We start from the raw sequence: 18,843 nt of genomic DNA on the forward strand, positions 1-18,843 counted from the left end.
GGGGCGTCCTGGATGTCGGGGGCGGTATCCAGCACGGCCTGATAGCGGCGGAAGCCGGAAAAGCCCTTCTGGAGGGTCTCGGTCAGTTCCACCAGCACCTGGATGGGGCTGATGAAGATGCCGATGTAGAGGGCGTACATGGCCAGGTCCGCCACCTCCATCTGGCCGTTGGCGATGAGGATGCCGCCGCCCACCAGGGTCACCAGATACATGAGCCCCTGAAAGAAGGTGTTGGAGGAGGCAAAGGTGCCCATGCAGCGGTAATTCTCGTTTTTGGAGCGGAGGAAGGCCTCGTTGCTGCCCTGGAATTTCCGGCGCTCAATGTCCTCGTTGGCGAAGGACTGGACCACCCGGATGCCGGCCAGGGTATCCTGCAAGCTGGCGTTGACGTCGCCGATTTTTTTGCGGTTTTCCAAAAAGGTAGCCTGCATCCGTCCGTTCTGGAAGAAGGAGCAGAAGAACATGACCACCACCACCGCCGCCAGCAGGAGGGCCAGCTTCCAGTTGATGAGGAAGAGGAAAACGAAGGAGCCCACGATTTTCACCAGGGAGATAAAGAGGTTTTCCGGTCCGTGGTGGGCCATCTCGGAGATATCGAAGAGGTCGGAGACCAGCTTGCTCATCATCTGGCCGGAGTTGTTGGCGTCGTAGTAGGAGAAGGAAAGGGTCTCGTAGTGGTCAAAGAGCCGCTGTCTCATGTCCCGCTCCATGTTGGCTCCCATCATGTGGCCCTGATAGCTGACGTAATATTTGCACAGGGCCTGGAGGACGTAGGCGGCCAGCAGCGCAAGGCCGATGGGGAGCAGGCCGGACAGAATGGTCTCAGGGGCGCCGGTAAAGAGGCCGTTGGTGGCCCAGCGGAGGATCTGGGGATAGGCCAGGTCCACCAGGCTGATGAGGGCGGCGCATAGAAGGTCCAGGAAAAAGACCCCCTTGTAGGGCCGGTAATAGCGGATAAACTGTCTGAGCGTGTCCATTTGGATTCCTCTCTTTTCATTTGGCATACGGATTTTATTATACACACGCCCGGACGGAAAGGGAAGCCCCACTTTACGGGGGACACAAGAAAGAGTGGACAAACGGAGCGGTTGACGGTACAATAAAAAGACGGACCTTTGGTCCGAATGCTGGAAAAAAGGAGGCGCCTTTTATGACGAAGGTCCTCTATCTGCTCAACTATGCCGGCAAAGCCGGGACGGAGCGATATGTGGAGACGCTGGTGCGCTATCTGGGCGGCAGCCGGGTAGAGCCCTATTTTGCCTACAATGAAGGCGGTTTATTGGTGGAGCGGCTGGAGGCGCTGGGGGTGCCCTGCCGGCAGGTGACCATGCGCCGCCGGTTTGACCGGAAAGCGGCCAAGGCGCTGGCCGCGCTGTGCGCCGAGTGGGACATCGATCTCATCCACTGTCATTATCTGCGGGAGCACTATACGGCTCTGCTGGCCAAGCGGTACCGTCCCGGCCTGCGGGTGGTGTATACCAATCATTTCGTCCAGGCCAATGACCTGGTGACCCGCGTAACCAACCGCTGGATGGACCGCAGGCAGGACCAGATGATCGCGGTATGCAACAAGGGCAAGGAGCAGCTCATTGCCAACGGCTGGAGCGGCGACCGCATCCAGGTGGTGTTCAACGCGGTGGACCCGGCGGCGTGGGCGGGGGACCGGTCGGAATCCACCCTGCGGCAGGAGCTGAATCTGCCGGAGGACCGGTTCGTCATGCTCTGTGCCTCCCGGTTTGCCGACGATAAGGGACATGCCTACCTCATCGACTCGGTCAAGCTTCTGAAGGAGCGGACCCAAAAGCCCTTTACCTTGGTGCTGGCGGGAGACGGTCCTCTGCTGGAGCCCGCCAAGGCGCAGGTGAAGGAATTGGGTCTGGAGGATGTGGTAAAATTCATCGGCTTCCGCAAGGACATCAAGAACCTCTATAAAGGGTCCGACCTGTACGTCAATTCCTCCCGGCATGAGGCGCTGTCCTTCCTCATCATTGAGGCCATGGCGGCGGGTCTGCCGGTGATCGCCACCGACATGGGGGGCAATCCGGACATTGTCAACGACCGGGCGGGCTGCGGTCTGCTGGTACGATACAATGACCCGGACTCCATGGCCACCGCCATGCAGAAGCTGCTGGAGGACAAGGACCTGCTGGAGCGCTGTCGGGCGGGCGCCGCCAAGACGGTGGCGGAAAAATTTGAGATCCACCAGTGGGCGGAGGCCACCTGGGCGGTCTATGAAAAAGCCCTGTCCGGCCGGTGAGCCGGGGGGAGACACGGAAGGAGAACGCAATGATCGAAAACAGTATACTGCTTGGCTGGCTGGCCAGGCTTTGGGCGGTGCTGACGGGCGCGTGGACGGAGAGCGGTTTGGGCAGAGCCTGCCGCCGGTGCGAGAGCGCCGCGGCCCGCTGGTCAGAGGGGAGCGTTTTGTGGCAGTTTGTCTGGCGGGACGGCGTTTTGCCGCGGGTATGGCCGGAGAGCCTCGCATGCCGGCTTTTTAGCGGAATTTTGAACATCCCCTGCGCCATTGCCAAATGGATCTATCGAGTTGGGAAGGGGATATGGGACGGAAGCCTGGCCTTCCGGTTTGTCTCTGCGCTGGGGGGCGCCAGCTTCGTTTTTTTGGGCCTTTTGATGCTGGTGATGCTGGTGGTGCCCCACGACTACTGGAACAACGCCTACGGCCTGGTGGGTGCGGTAGGGGTCACGGCCCTTTTTATTGTAGGCTCCGCGGCCCGGCCCCGTCACCGTCTGGAGGCGGAACGGCTGGGGCCGTACATGCTTTTTTATCTCATTTTGCTGTTCTACGCGCTGGTGGGCTCCCTGTCCACCAGTCTGTCCATGCGGTACTTCCTGTTTCATGTGACCAGCTTTTTGCTGGTGCTGCTGGTGGTGAGCTCGGTACAGAAGTATGAGCAGCTGCGGCTGATGGTGGCGCTGGTGATCGCGGGTCTGGTGGTGGCCAGTCTGTACGGCTGCTATCAGAGCTATGTGGGCGTGGAGATCGTGGCCTCCCAGCAGGACATGACGGTCAACGAGGGGATGCCCGGCCGCATCTATTCCTTCTTTGATAACCCCAACAACTTTGCCGAGATCCTGGCCATGCTCATCCCGCTGGACATTGCCCTCTTCCTGGGCGCGAAAACGTGGCGTGGCCGGTTCTGGTCCTTGGCGGCGCTGGTGCCCTGTCTGGTCTCCATCGGGGCGACCTATGGCCGTTCCAGTTGGATCGGTCTGACGCTGGCGGTGCTGGTGCTGGTGGCGCTGGAGAACTGGCGGTTCATTCCTGTGGCGCTGGTACTGGGCCTGTGCGCCGTGCCCTTCCTGCCCCAGACCATTTATAACCGCATTCTCACCATCGGCAACATGGAGGACAGCTCCACCCAGTATCGTTTTTCCATCTACGAGGCCACCGGCAATCTGATGAGGGATTACTGGTATCGGGGGGTTGGCCTGGACCCCCAGGTGATGCAGCGGGTATTCCAGACCTATCCCACCATGTTTGACGGCAGCTATCCTATCCACACCCACAACAATTACCTTCAGATGTGGGGCGAGACGGGCATTCTGGGTCTGATCGCCTATGTGGCGGTGCTGCTCCACGGGCTCAAGACCGGTGTCAAGCAGTTTTATAAGACCATGGACAAGCGGGTACGCCACATGCTGGCGGCGTCTATCGGCGCGCTGTGCGGCATCATGGTCATCAGCGTGGCGGAATACACCTGGTTTTACCCCCGGAATATGTTTGTATACTGGTTCCTGTTCGGGGTAATTTTCGCCTGTATCAAGCTGGGCCGCAGCGAACAGCAGGCCCGGTAAGGGAAAAAGAGAAGCTCCTACTACACAAAAGAAAGTTTTTGTGGAGTAGGAGCTTTTTTGTAGGGGCGGCCTTTATGGCCGCCCGCAGTATCTATGCAAAGCTGGGCGGGCGACCACGAGGGTCGCCCCTACAGGGTGGCAAAAGAAAATTGGACCGTTTTTTATTTTTCCTCCAGCAGCTTGCTGAGCTCGGCCATAAAGGTGCCGATGTCCTTGAACTGGCGGTAGACCGAGGCGAAGCGGACATAAGCCACCTCATCCACCTGGCGCAGCCGTTCCATGACCAGTTCGCCGATGCGGGTGGAGGGGACCTCCCGGTCCATTTCATTTTGGAGGATCTGCTCAATCTCGTTGGCGATGGCCTCCAGGGTCTGGAAGGAGACGGGGCGTTTTTCACAGGCCCGGATCATGCCGTTGAGGAGCTTGGATTTATCGAAGGATTGGCGGCTGCCGTCCCGCTTGATGACCACCAGTGGAAGGCACTCCACGGTTTCATAGGTGGTAAAACGTTTATGGCACACCAGGCATTCCCGGCGGCGGCGGATGCTGTTGCCCTCGTCGGAGGGACGGGAGTCCACCACCTTGCTCTCGGGATTGGCGCAATAGGGGCATCTCATGGGGCTCATCTCCTTGTAGCTCACAACCGTGGGTGTTTTGGAATATGACAACATTATAACACAGGAAAAAGAATTTGTGTATGGCATTGTGCGGGGCGGTATAGCGGGCGGGGAAAGGGGGCATACTGGAGGCGAAAGGCAGGTGAGACACATGCAAGGCAACAGCCAGGACCTTTATAAAGGCGGGGTAAGCAAGGCCAAGGCCTGCGGCGGCCAGAACAAAAAGCAGCAGGAGGGCGCCCAGAACAAAAAGCAGGGCAGCGGGGCGCAGAACAAGGCCAACCCGGAGCGCAGCTACTAAGCGAAAAGGGGACCTGTCCGGCAAATACGGCCCGGTGCGTTGGCCGTGCAGGCCGGGCAGGTCTCTTTTTTTATAAAACGCGCTTGACAAGGAGCACGCGGGGTGCTATACTATCAAAGCACAATAAAGCAGAACGGTACCCCCGTCCTCACCTCCAGCGCATGAGTAAAGAGGTCAACATGGCATTCAGCGCGTTTTCACGCTCCCAACCGGGAGGAAGAACGCGGCGGGTTTTGTTGCGCGGGTACCGGAAGGTAGCCGCTTTTTTCATGTGTGTCAAAGAGAATGGGAGGTGCTGTCGTATCAGCAACAAGGGTCATCAAATCAACGAGGAGATCCGTGACAGGGAAGTCCGTCTGGTCTCCGCCACCGGCGAGCAGCTGGGCATCATGTCCGCCCGGGAAGCGCTGGAGAAGGCCATGGAGGCCGATCTGGACCTGGTAAAGATCTCGCCCACCGCCAATCCCCCCGTGTGCAAGCTCATGGACTATGGCAAGTACAAGTTCGAGCAGACCAAGCGGGAGAAGGAAGCGAAGAAGAACCAGCGGGTCGTGGAGATCAAAGAGGTCCGTATGTCCCCCAGCATCGACGTCAACGACTTCAACGTCAAGCTCCGCAACGCCCAGAAGTTCCTGAGCGAGGGCAACCGGGTAAAGGTCACCGTGCGCTTCCGCGGCCGCGAGATGGCGCATACGGATATCGGCAAGAATCTGCTGGTCCGGTTTGCCGCCGAGTGCAGCGAGGTCGCCACGTTGGATAAGGAGCCCAAGCTGGACGGACGGCATATGTCCATCTTCCTCTCCCCGAAGATCGCCAAGGAAACCAAGAAGTAAGGCACATTACACAGTAAAGGAGAACACCACCATGCCTAAGCTGAAAACTCACAGCGGCGCGAAGAAGAGATTCAACCTGACCAAGACCGGCAAGGTCAAGCGCGCCCATGCGTTCAAGTCCCACCTGCTCAACGGCCACGGCAAGACCACCAAGCGGAAGAGAGGCCTCCGCGCCGGCGCTTACGCGGACAAGACCAACGAGTTCGCCATCAAGCGCATGATCCCCTACAAATAAGAATTTTACTCACAGATATAGGAGGCTAATCAACAATGGCTAGAGTCAAAGGCGCGATGATGACGCGCAAGAGAAGAAATAAAGTCCTCAAGCTGGCCAAGGGCTACTGGGGCGCCAAGAGCAAGCACTTCAAGATGGCCAAAGAGCAGGTCATGAAGTCCCTGACCTACGCTTACGCCGGCCGCCGCATGAAGAAGCGCGACTTCCGTCAGCTGTGGATCGCCCGCATCTCCGCCGGCTGCAAGCAGAACGGCATGAACTACTCCACCTTCATGAACGGTCTGAAGAAGGCCGGCGTGGAGATCAACCGTAAGATGCTCTCTGAGATGGCGATCAACGACAAGGCCGCCTTCACCGCCCTGACCGAGCTGGCCAAGAGCAAGCTGGCCTGAGTTTTTCCAGCGACATAACCAAAAATCCTCCGTTTCCCTTTTGAGGAAACGGAGGATTTTTGTATTGTAGCGCCATATTATATCGTAGGAAAATTAATGAATTTCTACTTCTGCCATAGCAAAATCATTATGTCCAGTCAATTCAATTTTCATCTGAAGCGCTTTGTGAAGAGGAACACTTACTTCCTGAGGAAGATCTTCAGGATATACATCTAAAGAAAACGACAATTCCCCATCCAAATAAATATTAAGAGTTGATTCTGTCATACCACGACCATCAATATGGCCAATTACAAAATCAAGGGTGCTATACTGGCCGTTTAAATTATACATTGCCCAGCCAGAACCATAGTCCCATCCAAGTCTCATAACATTGGCATATTTTTTACCTGCCATCGAAACGGTAACCGGAGTATAATACTTGGATGTCTGATACGGAGGACAAACGGTATTGAGATACTGCTTCATACCAGGAGCCTCACCAATATAGACCCGCTGATTTTCTCCGTCCCAGTTGACCGCCTTGCCCAGGCTCTGGCTGACGGCGCGGAGGGGAACATAGGTGGTACCGTTGTAGACGAAAGTCTCCACGGGCTTTCCGTTGGCGTCGGTAGGGTTCAGTTCCACACCGTCCACATAGATTTCAGCGCCGGTGAGGACCTGAATGGTCTTGCTGGTCATGGCAGCACCCGCAGGGATAAGCAGGCCCAGAACCAGGGCAGTAGTGATCGCACCCGCGCCGAAATCGCGGATACGATGCAGGTTGGGAAGTTTCATGCAAGCTCCTCCTTATAAAAAGTTTAAATCAATCATACCACTGCATAAAATTGAATGCAATAGACCGACGATCTATGACAAGAGATTTGCAGGCTTTTCAGAAAATACCATCATACACTCCCTGTGGAGCCTGCCGCCCACGTCGGGCTAATACAGAGACGGAAAAGGACCTCCGGCGTTCCGGAGGCCCTTTTAGACGGGGTGCGAAGGTGCGTCGCTCCACCCGGCGGCGCCCGGGGGACCGGCTCTTGTCCCCCGGGTGGCACGGGCGGAAAACAAAACGCCGTGCAGGGAAGGAACCCTACACAGCGCCGGGAGCTGTGCTCCGCTCTGCACCAGCGCACGACAAAAAACGGGAAGAAGCGCCCCCTTGTAAAAGGGGGGAAAATCCCGTATAATGGACGTGCGGCGCGGCATAAAGCCGCAGTGTAGGTGGTGTCGTCACCTGCGCAGGCGCGTCGGGGGGTAGGAGCCCCGGCGTGCTGCCGCATTTTGTTTTCCCAAAAATATGATACCACACGTTTTTTCAGATTGCAACCGGGTAGCTTTAATATGTCATGGCGTTTGCAGAGAAGCGTCTTTTTCTGTCAAATCTTCCTGCTCAATTTCGCGCAAAAGCTTCTGATCGGCTTTGGAGGAGAGGTCCAGTTTTTCATAGAGGTCTGGCCGGCGGGCCCGGGTACGGCGGATGGCCTCCTTGCGCCGCCACCTGGCGATGTTGGCGTGGTGGCCGGAGAGGAGAATGGGGGGGACCTTCCGTCCGTGCCACTCCTCGGGCCGGGAGTATTGGGGATACTCCAGCAATCCATTCCAGTGGCTCTCCTCCTCGAAGCACTCCGGGTCGGACAGGACGCCGGGCACCAGCCGGGCCACCGCGTCGGCCACCACCATGGCGGGCAGCTCGCCGCCGGTGAGGACAAAATCGCCGATGGAGATCTCCTCGTCCACGCACTCCTCGATGAAGCGCTCGTCGATGCCCTCATAGTGGCCGCAGACCAGGATCAGGTGGTCGTAGTCGTGAAGGAGGCGCTTGGCGTGTTGCTCGGTAAAGGTGACGCCGGCGGGGGAGAGGTAGATGGTGTGACCGGGACCATAGGTGTCGGTGATGTGCTTCCAGCACTGGTAGAGGGGATCGGCCTGCATGACGGCGCCGTGACCGCCGCCGTAGGGGTAGTTGTCCACCTGCTTTTGCTTATTCAAGGTATAATCCCGGATCTGGTGGGCTTCGATGCGGAGGATGTCCCGCTCCTGGGCCCGGCCCAGAATGGACTCGTTCATCATATCGCCCACCGTCTCGTCGAAGAGGGTCATAATGTCGATCTGATACATGTCAAATCTCCTGACCCATGCCGTCGATGAGATGGACCCGCACCCAGCCCTCATCCACGTTGGTGCCCCGCAGGAAGGCGTCCACCGCGGGGATGAGGTATTCTTTTGTCTCGCCGCGCACCACATAGACCTCGTGGGCGGGGGGCGTGAGGACCTCGGTAATGGCGCCGATGGTCTCGCCGGTGTCGTCGTCGATGACGGTGAGGCCCACCAGGTCGGCCAGGAAGTGGCGGCCCTCGGGGAGCTGGACATCGGCGCGGTTGATGTGGAGCACCTTATTTTTGAGGCGCATGGCGGCGTTGACGTCGTCCACTCCTTCCAGCTGGGCCAGGACGTTGCCCTTGTGGACCCGGGCGGCGCGGACCTTGATTGGTACGCCGTCCAGGTAGAGGGTGGAGAAGGAGCAGAGGAACTCGGGGCTGTCGCACCAGGGTACGATCTTCACTTCGCCCCGGATGCCGTGGGTGTTGACGATCTGCCCCGCCTCCAGGAATTGGTTTTTCATAGGAAAGCCTCCTAACAGATATAGAAACAGGTTGTGGAAAAAGCCAAACCAATGCAAGGAGTCCTTGCAAAGGAAAGCCCTCGGCAGAGTTTCGCCGCCCGCAGGCGGCGAAATAGGATCAGAATTGTTTTTTCCGGCGGCATGTACGGCGGAAAAAACACTGCTCAGCCCGCAAGTGTGCGAGCGCAGCGAGTGCGCGCGGCGGGCTGCATCTCTTCCCCAAAATGCTTGCATTTTGGGGAGATATAAAAAACAAAAGGCGCGTTGCAGAGTCAAGACATCTGCAACGCGTCCTTCAGTCTACGATCTCGACCGAGACCCGTGTTCCCTGGCGCTGGGCCACGGAGCGCATCAGCGCGCGGATCTCCTTGGCAATGCGGCCCTGACGGCCGATCACCTTGCCCATGTCCTCCGGTGCGACCCGGAGCTCCAGGACGGTCTCCTCGTCGCCCGCGTGCTCGGTGACGCACACCGACTCCGGGTGTTCCACCAAATTTTGGGCAATATAAGTGAGCAGTTCCTTCATGTGGCCAGGGCCTCCCATCAAATGGCGCCGGCCTTCTTCAGCAGGGCCTTCACGGTCTCGGTGGGCTGAGCGCCGGTCTTAATCCAGGCCTGGGCGCGGTCGGCGTCCACCTTCAGCTCGGCGGGATTGGTCAGGGGGTTGTAAGTGCCGATCTCCTCGATGAAACGGCCGTCACGGGGATAGCGGGAGTCAGCCACAACAATGCGGTAGAAAGGAGCCTTCTTGGCGCCCATCCGGCGCAGTCTGATCTTCACCATGGGTAATTCACCTCCAAAAAAATCACGTCTCTATGGCCAGCGCCCGAAGGCGCGTGTACCAACCAAAGTTAACCGAAGGGCAGCTTCATACCCTTCAGCTTGCCGAACAAGCCGGCCTTGCGTTTCAGATTTCCGCCGGCAAACTGGCGGCTCATCTGCTGCATCATCTCGAACTGCTTGAGCAGCCGGTTGATGTCCACCACCTGGGTGCCGGAACCGGCGGCGATGCGCTTTTTCCGGCTGTTGTTCAGGATGGAGGGGTTTTCCCGCTCTTCCGGGGTCATGGAGAGGATGATGGCCTCGGTGCGGGCCAGGGCGTTTTCATCCACCGCCGCGCCCTCCAGGGCTTTGGCGTTGACGCCGGGCAGCATACCGGCGATGTCTGCGATGGAGCCCATCCCCTTGAACTGGACCAACTGGTCGTAGAAATCAGAGAGGGTAAACTTGTTTTTACGGAGCTTCTGCTCCAGCTCGGCGGCCTTTTTGGCGTCGAAATTCTGCTGGGCCTTTTCGATGAGGGAGAGCATATCGCCCATGCCCAGGATACGGGAGGCCATCCGGTCGGGATGGAAAACCTCGATCTGGTCCAGCTTTTCGCCCACGCCCACAAATTTGATGGGCTTTCCTGTGACGGCCTTGATGGAGAGGGCGGCGCCGCCCCGGGCGTCGCCGTCCAGCTTGGTGAGCATGACGCCGGTGATGTCCAGCGCCTCGTCGAAGGCCTTGGCGGCGTTGACGGCGTCCTGACCGATCATGGCGTCCACAATGAGGAGGATCTCGTCGGGGTGGATGGTGGCCTTCATCTCCTTGAGCTGCTCCATGAGGACCTCGTCCACGTGGAGCCGTCCGGCGGTATCAATAAAGACCATGTCGTTGCCGTGCTTTTTGGCGTGCTCGATGCCGGCCTTGGCGATGTCGATGGGGTCGATCTGTCCCATCTGAAAGACGGGCACGTCCAGCTGACCGCCCACCACCTCCAACTGCGTGATGGCGGCGGGGCGGAAGGTGTCGCAGGCCACCAGCAGGGGCCGCTTGCCGTTCTGCCGTTTCATGAAGCCGGCCAGTTTCGCGCCGTTGGTGGTTTTACCGGCGCCGTTGAGGCCCACCAGCATGACCACGGTGGGAGGAGCAGGGGAGAGGTTGAGCTTGGCGCTCTCGCTGCCCATGAGTTGAATAAGCTCCTCGTTGACGATCTTGACGATCATCTGGGCTGGGGTCAGGCTTTCCAGCACATCGGAGCCCACCGCCCGCTCGGTCACATCGGCGATGAACTTTTTGACGATCTTAAAGTTGACGTCGGCCTCCAGCAGGGCCATGCGGATGTCCCGCATCGCCTCTTTGACGTCGGCCTCGGTGAGACGGCCCTTGCCCCGCAGACGCTTAAAGGTTGCGGTGAGTTTTTCGGTCAGTCCTTCAAAAGCCATGGATTCACTCCTGCCTCAGCTGGTCTAAAATGTGCTGAATGTCGTTGCAGCGGGATTCGAGCTGGTTGTCGTAGTAGCGTTTTTCCTCGTTGATGCGGCGGATGTCGTCCACCGCGGCCTGGATGTCGGCGTACTGGCTTTGCATCTGATGGAACCGGCGGATGATACCGGTTTTCTCCTCCAGCTCGGTGAGGATGCCCTCGGCCCGGACGATGACGTCCCGGACGCCCTGACGGGTGATGCCGTAGTTTTCGGCGATCTCGGCCAGGGAGAGGTCCTCATTATAATAGAGGTCGTAAAACTCCTTTTGACGGTCTGTGAGCATGTCGCCGTAGAAGTCATAGAGCAGCGCCATGCGGTAAGCCTGATTCTTCAACGGCCACACCTCCCGGAAGCGTTTGTAAAGCCGGAACGCTTTGTAAAGCTCCGGAGCTTTACGGCGGTTGTTATCATACCGTATTTTCCGTCGTTTGTCAAGGGGAGAGAAGGGACATTTGGCAGGAAATTTTTCTGCAAAGGGCTGTCAAACGGGGCAGACTGTGATATGATAGAGTCTAAACCTCAAGGCAAGGCAGAAAGGAATGGTGTCCATGGCCCAAGCGGCCCGCATCGAGCTGTTTTCCGGCGTCCATCTGACGGCGGTGCATACGGAAAAATTCAAATCCAGTGTATTGGGGGCGGCGTTTCTGGCGCCGCTGGAGCGGGAGACGGCCTCCCGCAACGCGCTGATCCCCAGCGTGCTCCGCCGGGGCACAGACAAGCACCGGGACATGGAGGCGCTGGAAGCGGCGCTGGACGATTTATATGGCGGAACCATCGAGCCGGTGGTACGCACCAGAGGGGAGGTCCAGTGCGTGGGCTTCCTGGGGAGCTTTTTGGATGACGCCTACACCCTGGACGGCTCCGCGGTGGTGGAGCCGGCGGCGGCGCTGCTGGGAGAGCTGCTCCTCAGTCCCTATACGGAGGGCGGGCATTTCTGTCCCGACTACACCAAAGGGGAGCGGGACAACCTGGTGGAGCGCATCCGGGCCCAGATCAACGATAAGCGCATCTACGCCATGGCGCGGCTGCGGCAGGAGATGTGTGCCGGGGAGCCCTTTGGGGTTGACCGGCTGGGGGACGAGGCCCACGCCGCGGCGCTGACGCCGGAAGGACTGTGGGCGGGCTATCAGGAGCTGCTGCATACCGCTCCTATGGAGCTCTATTACTGCGGCTCGGCCCGGCCGGAACGGGTGGCCGACGCGCTGCGCGGTGCGCTGTCCGCCCTGCCCCGTACGGAAAAGCGGCAGGAGATGCCCCCTGCGGTGCGCAAGCGCGCCCCGGAGACGCCCCGCTATGTGGAGGAAGCCATGGACGTGACCCAGGGCAAGCTGACCATGGGCTTCCGGACGGGCTGTGACCTGCTGGACAGGGGATATCCGGCCCTGATGGTGGGCAACGCCCTCTTTGGGGGGACCACCACCTCCCGGCTCTTCCTCAATGTGCGGGAAAAGCTGTCCCTCTGCTATTATGCCAGTTCTCAGCTCATGAAGTATAAGGACCTGATGCTGGTCTCGTCGGGGGTGGAGTTCGACCGGTTCACGGCGGCCCGGGATGAAATTTTGTCTCAGCTGGAGGCGTGCCGCCGGGGGGATTTCACCGACCGGGAGTTGGGGAGCGCCCGGCGCTCGGTGGTCAGCGGCCTGCAAAGCATTCCGGACAGCCAGGCCCGGCTGGAGGACTACTGGCTGGGCCAGGCGGTGTCCGGCTGTTCGGAGGACCCGGCGGCCCTGGCCGCCCGGGTGGAGGCGGTGACCCGGGAGGACGTGGTCGCCGCGCTGGCCGGCGTGACGCTGGACACGGTATATTTTCTCAAGGGGAAGGAGGGATAACATGGAAAAGCGGGTATATGCCCATCTGGGGGAGACGCTCTGGTTGGAGCGGCTGGAAAACGGCCTGCCGGTCTATGTGATCCCCAAGCCGGGTTTTCAGAAGAAATACGCCTTTTTTGCCACCAACTACGGCGGAATGGACCTGAAATTCCGCCTGGACGGGGTGGCGCATCAGACGCCGGCGGGGGTGGCCCACTTCCTGGAGCACAAGATGTTCGACACCAAGGACGGCAACGCCCTCCAGACGCTGGCGGCCAACGCGGCCAGTCCCAACGCCTTCACCAGCTGGGACATCACCGGCTATTATTTTGAGAGCACCGAGGGCTTTTATGAAAATCTCAAGGTGCTGCTGTCCTTTGTCTCCCAGCCCTGGTTCACACAAGAGAGCGTGGACAAGGAGCAGGGCATCATCGGCCAGGAGATCCAGATGATTGAGGACGATCCGGAGTGGATGGTGCTGCAAAATCTGCTCTCCGCGCTCTATGTGAACCACCCCATTAAAATTTCGGTGGCGGGCAGCCGGGCGTCCATCGCGGAGATCACGGCGGACACCCTCTATGCGTGTCATCGGGCCTTTTATCACCCGGGCAATATGGTGCTGTGCGTCTGCGGCGACGTGGACCCGGAAGCGGTTGTGTCCATCGCCCGCCAGGTACTGCCCGCCGGCGCCGGTCCCAAGGCGGAGCGGGACCACGGCCCGGCGGAGCCGGCGGAGGCGGCGAAGGGGGAGACGGAGCAGGCCATGGCGGTGTCCATTCCCATCTGTCAGATCGGCTTCAAGGCCGACCCGGCGGCGGGCGGAGAGGGGCACCTGCGGCAGGAGATCGTGGGCGGGCTTTTGGGCGAGGCGCTGTGCGGCACGTCCAGCCCGCTGTATGCCAGGCTCTACCGGGAAGGGCTGGTCAACAAGAGCTTTTCCATCTCCTATCTGGCCTACACCGGCTGCGCGTTTTTGTGCGCCGGCGGCGAGTGCAGGGACGGCCGGGCTCTGCGGGACGCCCTTCTGGCGGAGGGCGCGCGCATCGCCCGGGAGGGCGTGGACGAGGCGTTTTTCCAGCGGCTGAAAAAGGCTTCCTACGGCAGCCTGGTGCGGGCCCTCAATTCCTTTGAGGCGCTGTGTGTCGCCCAGGCCCAGGGCCACTTTACCGGCGCGGATTACCTGACCTTCCCGGAGGTGTTCCAGTCCGTGACCGCCGCCGATCTTCAGGCCGCGGCCAAGGCATGGATCATCCCGGAGCGGACGGCCCTTTCGGTGATTTGCCCCAAAGAGGAGGAACGCGCATGACACATACTGTCGTATTTCCCGGCCTGGGGCTTCAGCTGGAGCTCAACCCCATCGCCTTTACCCTCTTTGGCTGGCCCATCCACTGGTATGGCATCATCATTGCCGCCGGCTTTCTGCTGGCGGTGGCCTATTGCAGCCACATCAGCCCCCGGTTCGGCATCCGGCAGGACGATTTGGTGGACCTTTTGATTTTCGCGGTGCCGCTGGGCATCGTCGGCGCCCGGCTCTACTATATCATCTTTTATCTGGACCTCTACCGCACGGCGGAGGGGGGACTGGACTGGGGCGCCATGGTGCGCATCTGGGACGGGGGCCTGGCCATTTACGGCGGCGTCATCATGGCGCTGATGGTAACGGTGGCGGTGTTCCGGTTCAAGAAGCTCCCCTTTTTCGCCATGGCGGACGTGGGCGTGTTCGGCCTGCTCATCGGCCAGGCCATCGGCCGCTGGGGGAACTTCGTCAACGTGGAGGCCTACGGCGGGGAGACCACCCTGCCCTGGCGGATGGGCATTGTGGAGTATACCGCCAGCGGCGCGGCCCGGTATCTGGAGGTCCACCCCACCTTTTTGTATGAGTCTCTGTGGAATCTGGTGGGGCTCGCGGTGCTGATCGTGGTGGCCAAGAAGTGGCGCAAGTTTGACGGACAGATGTTCTGGAGCTATCTGGTGTGGTACGGCGTGGGCCGCGGCTTCATTGAGGGGCTGCGGACCGACAGCCTGTATTTCTTTGGGACCGGCATCCGGGTGTCCCAGATGGTGGGCTTTGCCTCGGCGCTCCTTGGCGCGGCGGTCCTGATCTGGATGCTGGCGGTGCGCCGGCCCGGCCCGGAGCGACTGTGGGTGAACCGGCAGAAGGGACAGCCGGAGCAAGCGCCGGAAGAGACAAAGGAGGAAACAGCAAATGACAGCGAAGATCATGGACGGTAAGGCCCTGGCGGCCCAGGTAAAGAGCCGCGTCAAGGCCCAGGTGGAGGGCTTAACGGCCCGGCCCGGCCTGGCGGTGATTCTGGTGGGGGACGACCCGGCCTCCCGGGTGTATGTGAACGGCAAGAAGCGGGACTGCGCCGAGTGCGGCATTTACAGCGAGGAGTACGCCCTGCCCGCCTCCACCACCCAGGAGGAGCTGATGGAGCTGGTGGAGGCCCTCAACGGCCGGGAGGACATCGACGGCATCCTGTGCCAGCTGCCCCTGCCCAAGGGACTGGACGAGGAGGCGGTTATCCGGGCCATTGATCCGGCAAAGGACGTGGACTGCTTCCACCCCTACAACGTGGGGGAGCTGATGATCGGCCGTCAGTCCTTCCAGCCCTGCACGCCGGCGGGGGTGATGGAACTGCTGGACGCCTACGGCATCGACCCGGCGGGCAAGCACGCCGTGGTGGTGGGCCGGTCCAACATCGTGGGCAAGCCCCAGGCCATGCTGCTCCTCCAGCGGAGCGCCACGGTAACCGTCTGCCACTCTAAGACCGCCGATCTGGCTCAGGAGTGCCGCCAGGCGGACATCCTGGTGTCGGCGGTAGGCCGGGTGGGTCTCATCACGGCGGATATGGTAAAGGACGGCGCGGTGGTCATTGATGTGGCCATGAACCGCAACGCCGAAGGCAAGCTGTGCGGCGACGTGTGCTATGAGGAAGTGGCCCAAAAGGCGTCGTACATCACGCCGGTGCCCGGCGGCGTAGGTCCCATGACCCGGGCCATGCTGATGGTAAACACCCTCACGGCGGCCAAGCGCCACGGCAAGGGCTGATCGAAAGAAGAGACGGCACAGCTTTTGGGCTGTGCCGTTTTTCTGCGGAAAAGTCCGTGGGATTTGAGGGGGCGCGGAGGAGCTGCTGCGCCGTTATACGCCTTTGCTGCGGTACGTCATCGCGCCCATTCTGCCCGACGCCCAGGACCAGGAGGAGTGTATATCGGAGACGGCCATGCGGGTATGGGAGAAAATCGGCCAATACGACCCGGAGCTCGGCTCCTGGACGGCCTGGCTGACGGCGCTGGCCCGCAACGGGGCGCTGACCCGGGCCAGGATGGGCAAACGGTTTGCGGCGGGGGAGCTGGGGGCGGACACGCCGTCGCCGGAGCCCACGCCGGAGGAGGCGCTGCTGCGGCGTGAGCGGCAGGAGGCGTTAGCGCGTCTGCTGTATGATCTGCCGGAGAAGGACCGGCTGCTGTTTTACCGGAAATACTATTACCGCCAATCCACCGCCCAGATCGCCGCGGAGCTGGGCCTCACCCAGCGGGCGGTGGAGGGACGGCTGTACCGGATCAAAAAGGGGCTGCGCGACGGGCTGGGAGGGATGGGGCATGGATAAACGGGTCTGGGACGAGATGGACGAGGGGACCTTTGACGCTTTGCTGGAAGAGAGCCTGCCTGACGAGCCGCCTGACAGTGTGGCCGGCGGCGTGACGCCATGGCGGACGCCTCTGCGGCGGATTCTGGTGGGCCTGGCCCTCAACGCGGTGACCTTTCAGTTTTTCGGCCTTCAGTACTGTCTGCCGCTGGCGGGGATTTTGATGGAGCTGCTGGGCTTCCGCGTCCTGCGGCGGGAAAACCGGTGGTTTGGGGGCGGGTGGTGTCTGGCGTGGTGCCAGACGGTCCTGCGTCTGGTGACCCTGTCGGTTAATGCCACCATATGGAACGAGACTCTGTATGCCCTTCCGCCGCTTCAAGCGCTGGGGTATATCCTCTTTTTCCTGACGCTGGTAAAGGTTGCCTGCCTTTGGCGGGGTCTGCGGGCGGTAAAGGAGAAGGCGGGGCTGTCCGGCGGGAGCAGCGGCGGGGTGCTGCTGGTCTGGTATGGAGTTTTGTTTATGATGGCGGTGACCGGTTTAGACGGCTGGCTCTTTGGTATTCCGGTGTTGGTTTCCTTTGCTCTCATACTCCGCAGTCTTTGGAAGCTGTCCGGCGCGCTGGACGAGGCGGGCTACGGCATCCGCACCGCGCCGGTGCGTCTGAGCGACCGGACGCTGGTGGGGCTGCTGCTGGGGGTGCTGGCGGCGGGGATTCTGTGCGGCTATGGATGTTTCCAGTGCTATCCCATGGACTGGCAGCCCGACCGTCCCGCCGCCGGGGCACGGGTGGAGGCGGTCAAGGCCGATCTGCTGGCCCTGGGCTTTCCGGCGGATGTGCTGGCCGACCTGACCGAAGAAGAGATTTTGGCCTGTGAAGGTGCCCTGCGGGTGGTGTCCGACGTCCACGAGTTTCCCTTCAACGACGGGCGGCAGGTGCAGGAGGTTTTGGGAGACAGGGTCTACCATCGCACCGTCTATGACCGGAACGAGCTGCGCATCACCGGCGTGGCGGTGGAGCTGCCGGGGGAACGGGAGCAGTGGCAGATTTTCCATCATTTCGTGTGGACCATTGACCCGGGCTTCTGGGGGACGGAGGCCGTCAAGCTCTGGAACGCGCCGCGGAACAACGAGGGCTGGAGCTCCGGGGAGGTAACAGGGCGGCTGCTGTACGAGAAGGACGGCCAGACCTATACCGCGCCCTATTACCGGTTGGGGCAGGAGACCCATACCTATGACAGTATCTTCTTCGGTTCCCACACCTCCGCTGACGTGTGGGCCCAGTTCTCGCTGCCCCGGGAGGGGGAAAACCGGCGGGGTTACCTCACCTACACCGCCCGGGAGGTGCAGGACGGCTGGATCATCGATAGCTGGGTGGACTACACCCACCAGAGGAGCTTTTTCTTCCAGTATCCGGTCCGGACCGCCATGGAGTACCGGACGGCCAACTCCTTCGGCGGCAGCGGTCCCTTCAAAACCATTCAGGACGCCCTGCAATTCTACCCCAATGACGACCCCCTGGAACCCCTCAGCTGACCTTCTTTCTTTCGAGAAAGAAAGAAGGCAAAGAAAGCTTTCATCTGCCCACGGATCAGCTTGTCGAAGCAGAATCGCTTTTGGATTTCTCACGGGGACGGCCCTGCGTGGGGCAATGCGATGCCCTCCCACCTCGTAGGGGCGACCCTTGTGGTCGCCCGCCGTCCATTCAAATACGTTTCGTTTTCCCCGCAGCCCCCGGACCGCTTTGGTCCGGGGGCTTTTGTCGTTGTCATACATGGGGACCGGGGCGCATAGGATATGCCATCGACGCCAAAGAGAAGGGGAGGATACCATGGAGCAGGGGACAGGCAAGGAGCGGGAGGCGTGTTTTGACCAGGCGGCGGCGCTGCTGCCGGGGGAATTGGGAGTTGCGGCCCTGCGTCTGCCGGAGCGGACCCGGGAGCGGGCGGAGGAGCTGCGCCTCCGGGTGGGACAGCCTATGGAGGTGCTGCTGCCCGAGGGGGAGCAGCCAGTGCCCGGCGGCCCGGCGGAGGTGACGGCGGGGATGCTGGAGCAGGTGCTGGAGGTGGCCACCCAGGCCTCGGTCCATACGGCGCTGGAGCAGGTGCGGGCGGGGTATTTCACCGTCCGGGGCGGGCACCGGATCGGCCTTTGCGGCACGGCGGTGCTGCGGGAGGGGAAGATCCATACCCTGCGGCAGCTCTCCTCCCTGTCCATCCGGATCGCCCACAGCGTCCCCGGTGTGGGACGCACGCTGCTTCCGGCGCTGCGGACGGCCTGCGGTATCCGGGATACCCTCATCCTGTCGCCGCCGGGCGGCGGCAAGACCACCCTGCTGCGGGACCTGATTTGCGGGCTTTCGGACGGCGTGGCGGGTCCGGCCCTGCGGG

21 protein-coding genes and 1 pseudogene are annotated in these 18,843 nt (G+C 60.9%); 13 read left to right on the forward strand and 9 right to left on the reverse strand.

The features are described 5' to 3' along the window. The coding region (locus H7U37_RS11870) for an ABC transporter ATP-binding protein (RefSeq protein WP_204875956.1) at positions 1-977 on the reverse strand (977 nt) is incomplete at its 3' end. A 173-nt stretch (positions 978-1,150) separates the two neighbouring features. Here H7U37_RS11870 and H7U37_RS11875 point away from each other — a divergent pair. Continuing rightward, positions 1,151-2,257: a glycosyltransferase family 4 protein gene (locus H7U37_RS11875; RefSeq protein ID WP_204875958.1), complete on the forward strand. Its 1,107-nt coding sequence runs from the start codon at positions 1,151-1,153 to the stop codon at positions 2,255-2,257. A gap of 29 nt (positions 2,258-2,286) precedes the next feature. Then, the gene (locus tag H7U37_RS11880) at positions 2,287-3,816 is read left to right on the forward strand and encodes an O-antigen ligase family protein (protein WP_204875961.1); all 1,530 of its coding nucleotides are present in this window, start codon (positions 2,287-2,289) and stop codon (positions 3,814-3,816) included. Between the two features lie 161 nt (positions 3,817-3,977). On the opposite strand, the gene nrdR is transcribed toward H7U37_RS11880, so the two are convergent. After that, the gene (gene nrdR, locus H7U37_RS11885; protein WP_204875963.1) at positions 3,978-4,433 is read right to left on the reverse strand and encodes a transcriptional regulator NrdR; all 456 of its coding nucleotides are present in this window, start codon (positions 4,431-4,433) and stop codon (positions 3,978-3,980) included. Positions 4,434-4,575: 142 nt separating this feature from the next. Here nrdR and H7U37_RS11890 point away from each other — a divergent pair, with 142 nt between their 5' ends. The 4 genes from H7U37_RS11890 (at position 4,576) to rplT (ending at position 6,194) form a co-directional block, all read left to right on the forward strand. Next, the gene (locus H7U37_RS11890) at positions 4,576-4,734 is read left to right on the forward strand and encodes a hypothetical protein (protein WP_204875964.1); all 159 of its coding nucleotides are present in this window, start codon (positions 4,576-4,578) and stop codon (positions 4,732-4,734) included. 269 nt (positions 4,735-5,003) lie between these two features. Continuing rightward, positions 5,004-5,567, forward strand: a complete 564-nt coding sequence (infC, locus tag H7U37_RS11895) for a translation initiation factor IF-3 (protein ID WP_204875965.1) — start codon at positions 5,004-5,006, stop codon at positions 5,565-5,567. Between the two features lie 31 nt (positions 5,568-5,598). Continuing rightward, positions 5,599-5,802, forward strand: a complete 204-nt coding sequence (gene rpmI, locus H7U37_RS11900; RefSeq protein WP_204875966.1) for a 50S ribosomal protein L35 — start codon at positions 5,599-5,601, stop codon at positions 5,800-5,802. A gap of 35 nt (positions 5,803-5,837) precedes the next feature. Continuing rightward, positions 5,838-6,194, forward strand: coding sequence for a 50S ribosomal protein L20 (rplT, locus tag H7U37_RS11905; protein WP_204875967.1), 357 nt, complete (start codon positions 5,838-5,840; stop codon positions 6,192-6,194). Positions 6,195-6,287: 93 nt separating this feature from the next. Here rplT and H7U37_RS11910 read toward each other — a convergent pair whose 3' ends face one another. From H7U37_RS11910 to ylxM, 7 genes are all read right to left on the reverse strand, one after another. Beyond that, a complete protein-coding gene (locus H7U37_RS11910) occupies positions 6,288-6,971 on the reverse strand; it encodes a stalk domain-containing protein (protein WP_204875969.1) in 684 nt (227 codons plus the stop codon). Positions 6,972-7,526: 555 nt separating this feature from the next. Next, a complete protein-coding gene (gene trmD, locus H7U37_RS11915) occupies positions 7,527-8,300 on the reverse strand; it encodes a tRNA (guanosine(37)-N1)-methyltransferase TrmD (RefSeq protein ID WP_204875971.1) in 774 nt (257 codons plus the stop codon). Between the two features lies 1 nt (position 8,301). Further along, complete coding sequence (gene rimM / locus H7U37_RS11920; RefSeq protein ID WP_204875973.1) at positions 8,302-8,805, reverse strand: ribosome maturation factor RimM; 504 nt, start codon at positions 8,803-8,805, stop codon at positions 8,302-8,304. Between the two features lie 295 nt (positions 8,806-9,100). Further along, positions 9,101-9,331 (reverse strand): KH domain-containing protein, encoded by a 231-nt coding sequence (locus H7U37_RS11925; RefSeq protein ID WP_204875974.1) that lies wholly within the window; start codon positions 9,329-9,331, stop codon positions 9,101-9,103. A 17-nt stretch (positions 9,332-9,348) separates the two neighbouring features. Continuing rightward, a complete protein-coding gene (gene rpsP / locus H7U37_RS11930) occupies positions 9,349-9,588 on the reverse strand; it encodes a 30S ribosomal protein S16 (RefSeq protein WP_204875975.1) in 240 nt (79 codons plus the stop codon). 68 nt (positions 9,589-9,656) lie between these two features. Then, a complete protein-coding gene (gene ffh, locus H7U37_RS11935; RefSeq protein ID WP_204875976.1) occupies positions 9,657-11,012 on the reverse strand; it encodes a signal recognition particle protein in 1,356 nt (451 codons plus the stop codon). Between the two features lie 4 nt (positions 11,013-11,016). Continuing rightward, positions 11,017-11,388, reverse strand: a complete 372-nt coding sequence (gene ylxM / locus H7U37_RS11940; protein ID WP_204875977.1) for a YlxM family DNA-binding protein — start codon at positions 11,386-11,388, stop codon at positions 11,017-11,019. Positions 11,389-11,602: 214 nt separating this feature from the next. On the opposite strand from ylxM, the gene yfmF reads away from it, so the two are divergent. The 7 genes and pseudogenes from yfmF to H7U37_RS11975 all read left to right on the forward strand — a co-directional run. Further along, a complete protein-coding gene (yfmF, locus tag H7U37_RS11945) occupies positions 11,603-12,883 on the forward strand; it encodes an EF-P 5-aminopentanol modification-associated protein YfmF (protein ID WP_204875978.1) in 1,281 nt (426 codons plus the stop codon). A gap of 1 nt (position 12,884) precedes the next feature. Then, positions 12,885-14,168: an EF-P 5-aminopentanol modification-associated protein YfmH gene (yfmH, locus tag H7U37_RS11950; RefSeq protein ID WP_204875979.1), complete on the forward strand. Its 1,284-nt coding sequence runs from the start codon at positions 12,885-12,887 to the stop codon at positions 14,166-14,168. Beyond that, entirely contained in the window at positions 14,165-15,094 is a 930-nt protein-coding gene (gene lgt / locus H7U37_RS11955) for a prolipoprotein diacylglyceryl transferase (RefSeq protein ID WP_204875980.1), read from the forward strand. Before yfmH ends, lgt begins: the two co-directional genes overlap by 4 nt. Continuing rightward, on the forward strand, positions 15,069-15,914 hold the full coding sequence (gene folD, locus H7U37_RS11960) for a bifunctional methylenetetrahydrofolate dehydrogenase/methenyltetrahydrofolate cyclohydrolase FolD (protein ID WP_204875982.1): 846 nt from the start codon (positions 15,069-15,071) through the stop codon (positions 15,912-15,914). The genes lgt and folD overlap by 26 nt, the downstream gene beginning before the upstream one ends. An 85-nt stretch (positions 15,915-15,999) precedes the next feature. Further along, entirely contained in the window at positions 16,000-16,476 is a 477-nt protein-coding gene (locus H7U37_RS11965) for an RNA polymerase sigma factor (protein WP_272873484.1), read from the forward strand. Beyond that, a complete protein-coding gene (locus H7U37_RS11970) occupies positions 16,469-17,989 on the forward strand; it encodes a hypothetical protein (protein ID WP_204875985.1) in 1,521 nt (506 codons plus the stop codon). The genes H7U37_RS11965 and H7U37_RS11970 overlap by 8 nt, the downstream gene beginning before the upstream one ends. 295 nt (positions 17,990-18,284) lie before the next feature. Further along, positions 18,285-18,843 (forward strand): annotated as a pseudogene (locus H7U37_RS11975) (stage III sporulation protein AB); the annotation flags it as partial.

It is taken from the genome of Pseudoflavonifractor phocaeensis (assembly GCF_016901735.1).
In the GTDB taxonomy this organism is placed as follows: domain Bacteria; phylum Bacillota; class Clostridia; order Oscillospirales; family Oscillospiraceae; genus Pseudoflavonifractor_A.

Coding starts and splice junctions, on each gene's coding strand:
- H7U37_RS11875 (WP_204875958.1), top strand. CDS start 1,151: ATGACGAAGGTCCTCTATCTGCTCAACTATGCCGGCAAAGCCGGGACG.
- H7U37_RS11880 (WP_204875961.1), top strand. CDS start 2,287: ATGATCGAAAACAGTATACTGCTTGGCTGGCTGGCCAGGCTTTGGGCG.
- nrdR (WP_204875963.1), bottom strand. CDS start 4,433: ATGAGATGCCCCTATTGCGCCAATCCCGAGAGCAAGGTGGTGGACTCC.
- infC (WP_204875965.1), top strand. CDS start 5,004: ATGTGTGTCAAAGAGAATGGGAGGTGCTGTCGTATCAGCAACAAGGGT.
- rpmI (WP_204875966.1), top strand. CDS start 5,599: ATGCCTAAGCTGAAAACTCACAGCGGCGCGAAGAAGAGATTCAACCTG.
- rplT (WP_204875967.1), top strand. CDS start 5,838: ATGGCTAGAGTCAAAGGCGCGATGATGACGCGCAAGAGAAGAAATAAA.
- H7U37_RS11910 (WP_204875969.1), bottom strand. CDS start 6,971: ATGAAACTTCCCAACCTGCATCGTATCCGCGATTTCGGCGCGGGTGCG.
- trmD (WP_204875971.1), bottom strand. CDS start 8,300: ATGTATCAGATCGACATTATGACCCTCTTCGACGAGACGGTGGGCGAT.
- rimM (WP_204875973.1), bottom strand. CDS start 8,805: ATGAAAAACCAATTCCTGGAGGCGGGGCAGATCGTCAACACCCACGGC.
- H7U37_RS11925 (WP_204875974.1), bottom strand. CDS start 9,331: ATGAAGGAACTGCTCACTTATATTGCCCAAAATTTGGTGGAACACCCG.
- rpsP (WP_204875975.1), bottom strand. CDS start 9,588: ATGGTGAAGATCAGACTGCGCCGGATGGGCGCCAAGAAGGCTCCTTTC.
- ffh (WP_204875976.1), bottom strand. CDS start 11,012: ATGGCTTTTGAAGGACTGACCGAAAAACTCACCGCAACCTTTAAGCGT.
- yfmF (WP_204875978.1), top strand. CDS start 11,603: ATGGCCCAAGCGGCCCGCATCGAGCTGTTTTCCGGCGTCCATCTGACG.
- yfmH (WP_204875979.1), top strand. CDS start 12,885: ATGGAAAAGCGGGTATATGCCCATCTGGGGGAGACGCTCTGGTTGGAG.
- lgt (WP_204875980.1), top strand. CDS start 14,165: ATGACACATACTGTCGTATTTCCCGGCCTGGGGCTTCAGCTGGAGCTC.
- folD (WP_204875982.1), top strand. CDS start 15,069: ATGACAGCGAAGATCATGGACGGTAAGGCCCTGGCGGCCCAGGTAAAG.
- H7U37_RS11970 (WP_204875985.1), top strand. CDS start 16,469: ATGGATAAACGGGTCTGGGACGAGATGGACGAGGGGACCTTTGACGCT.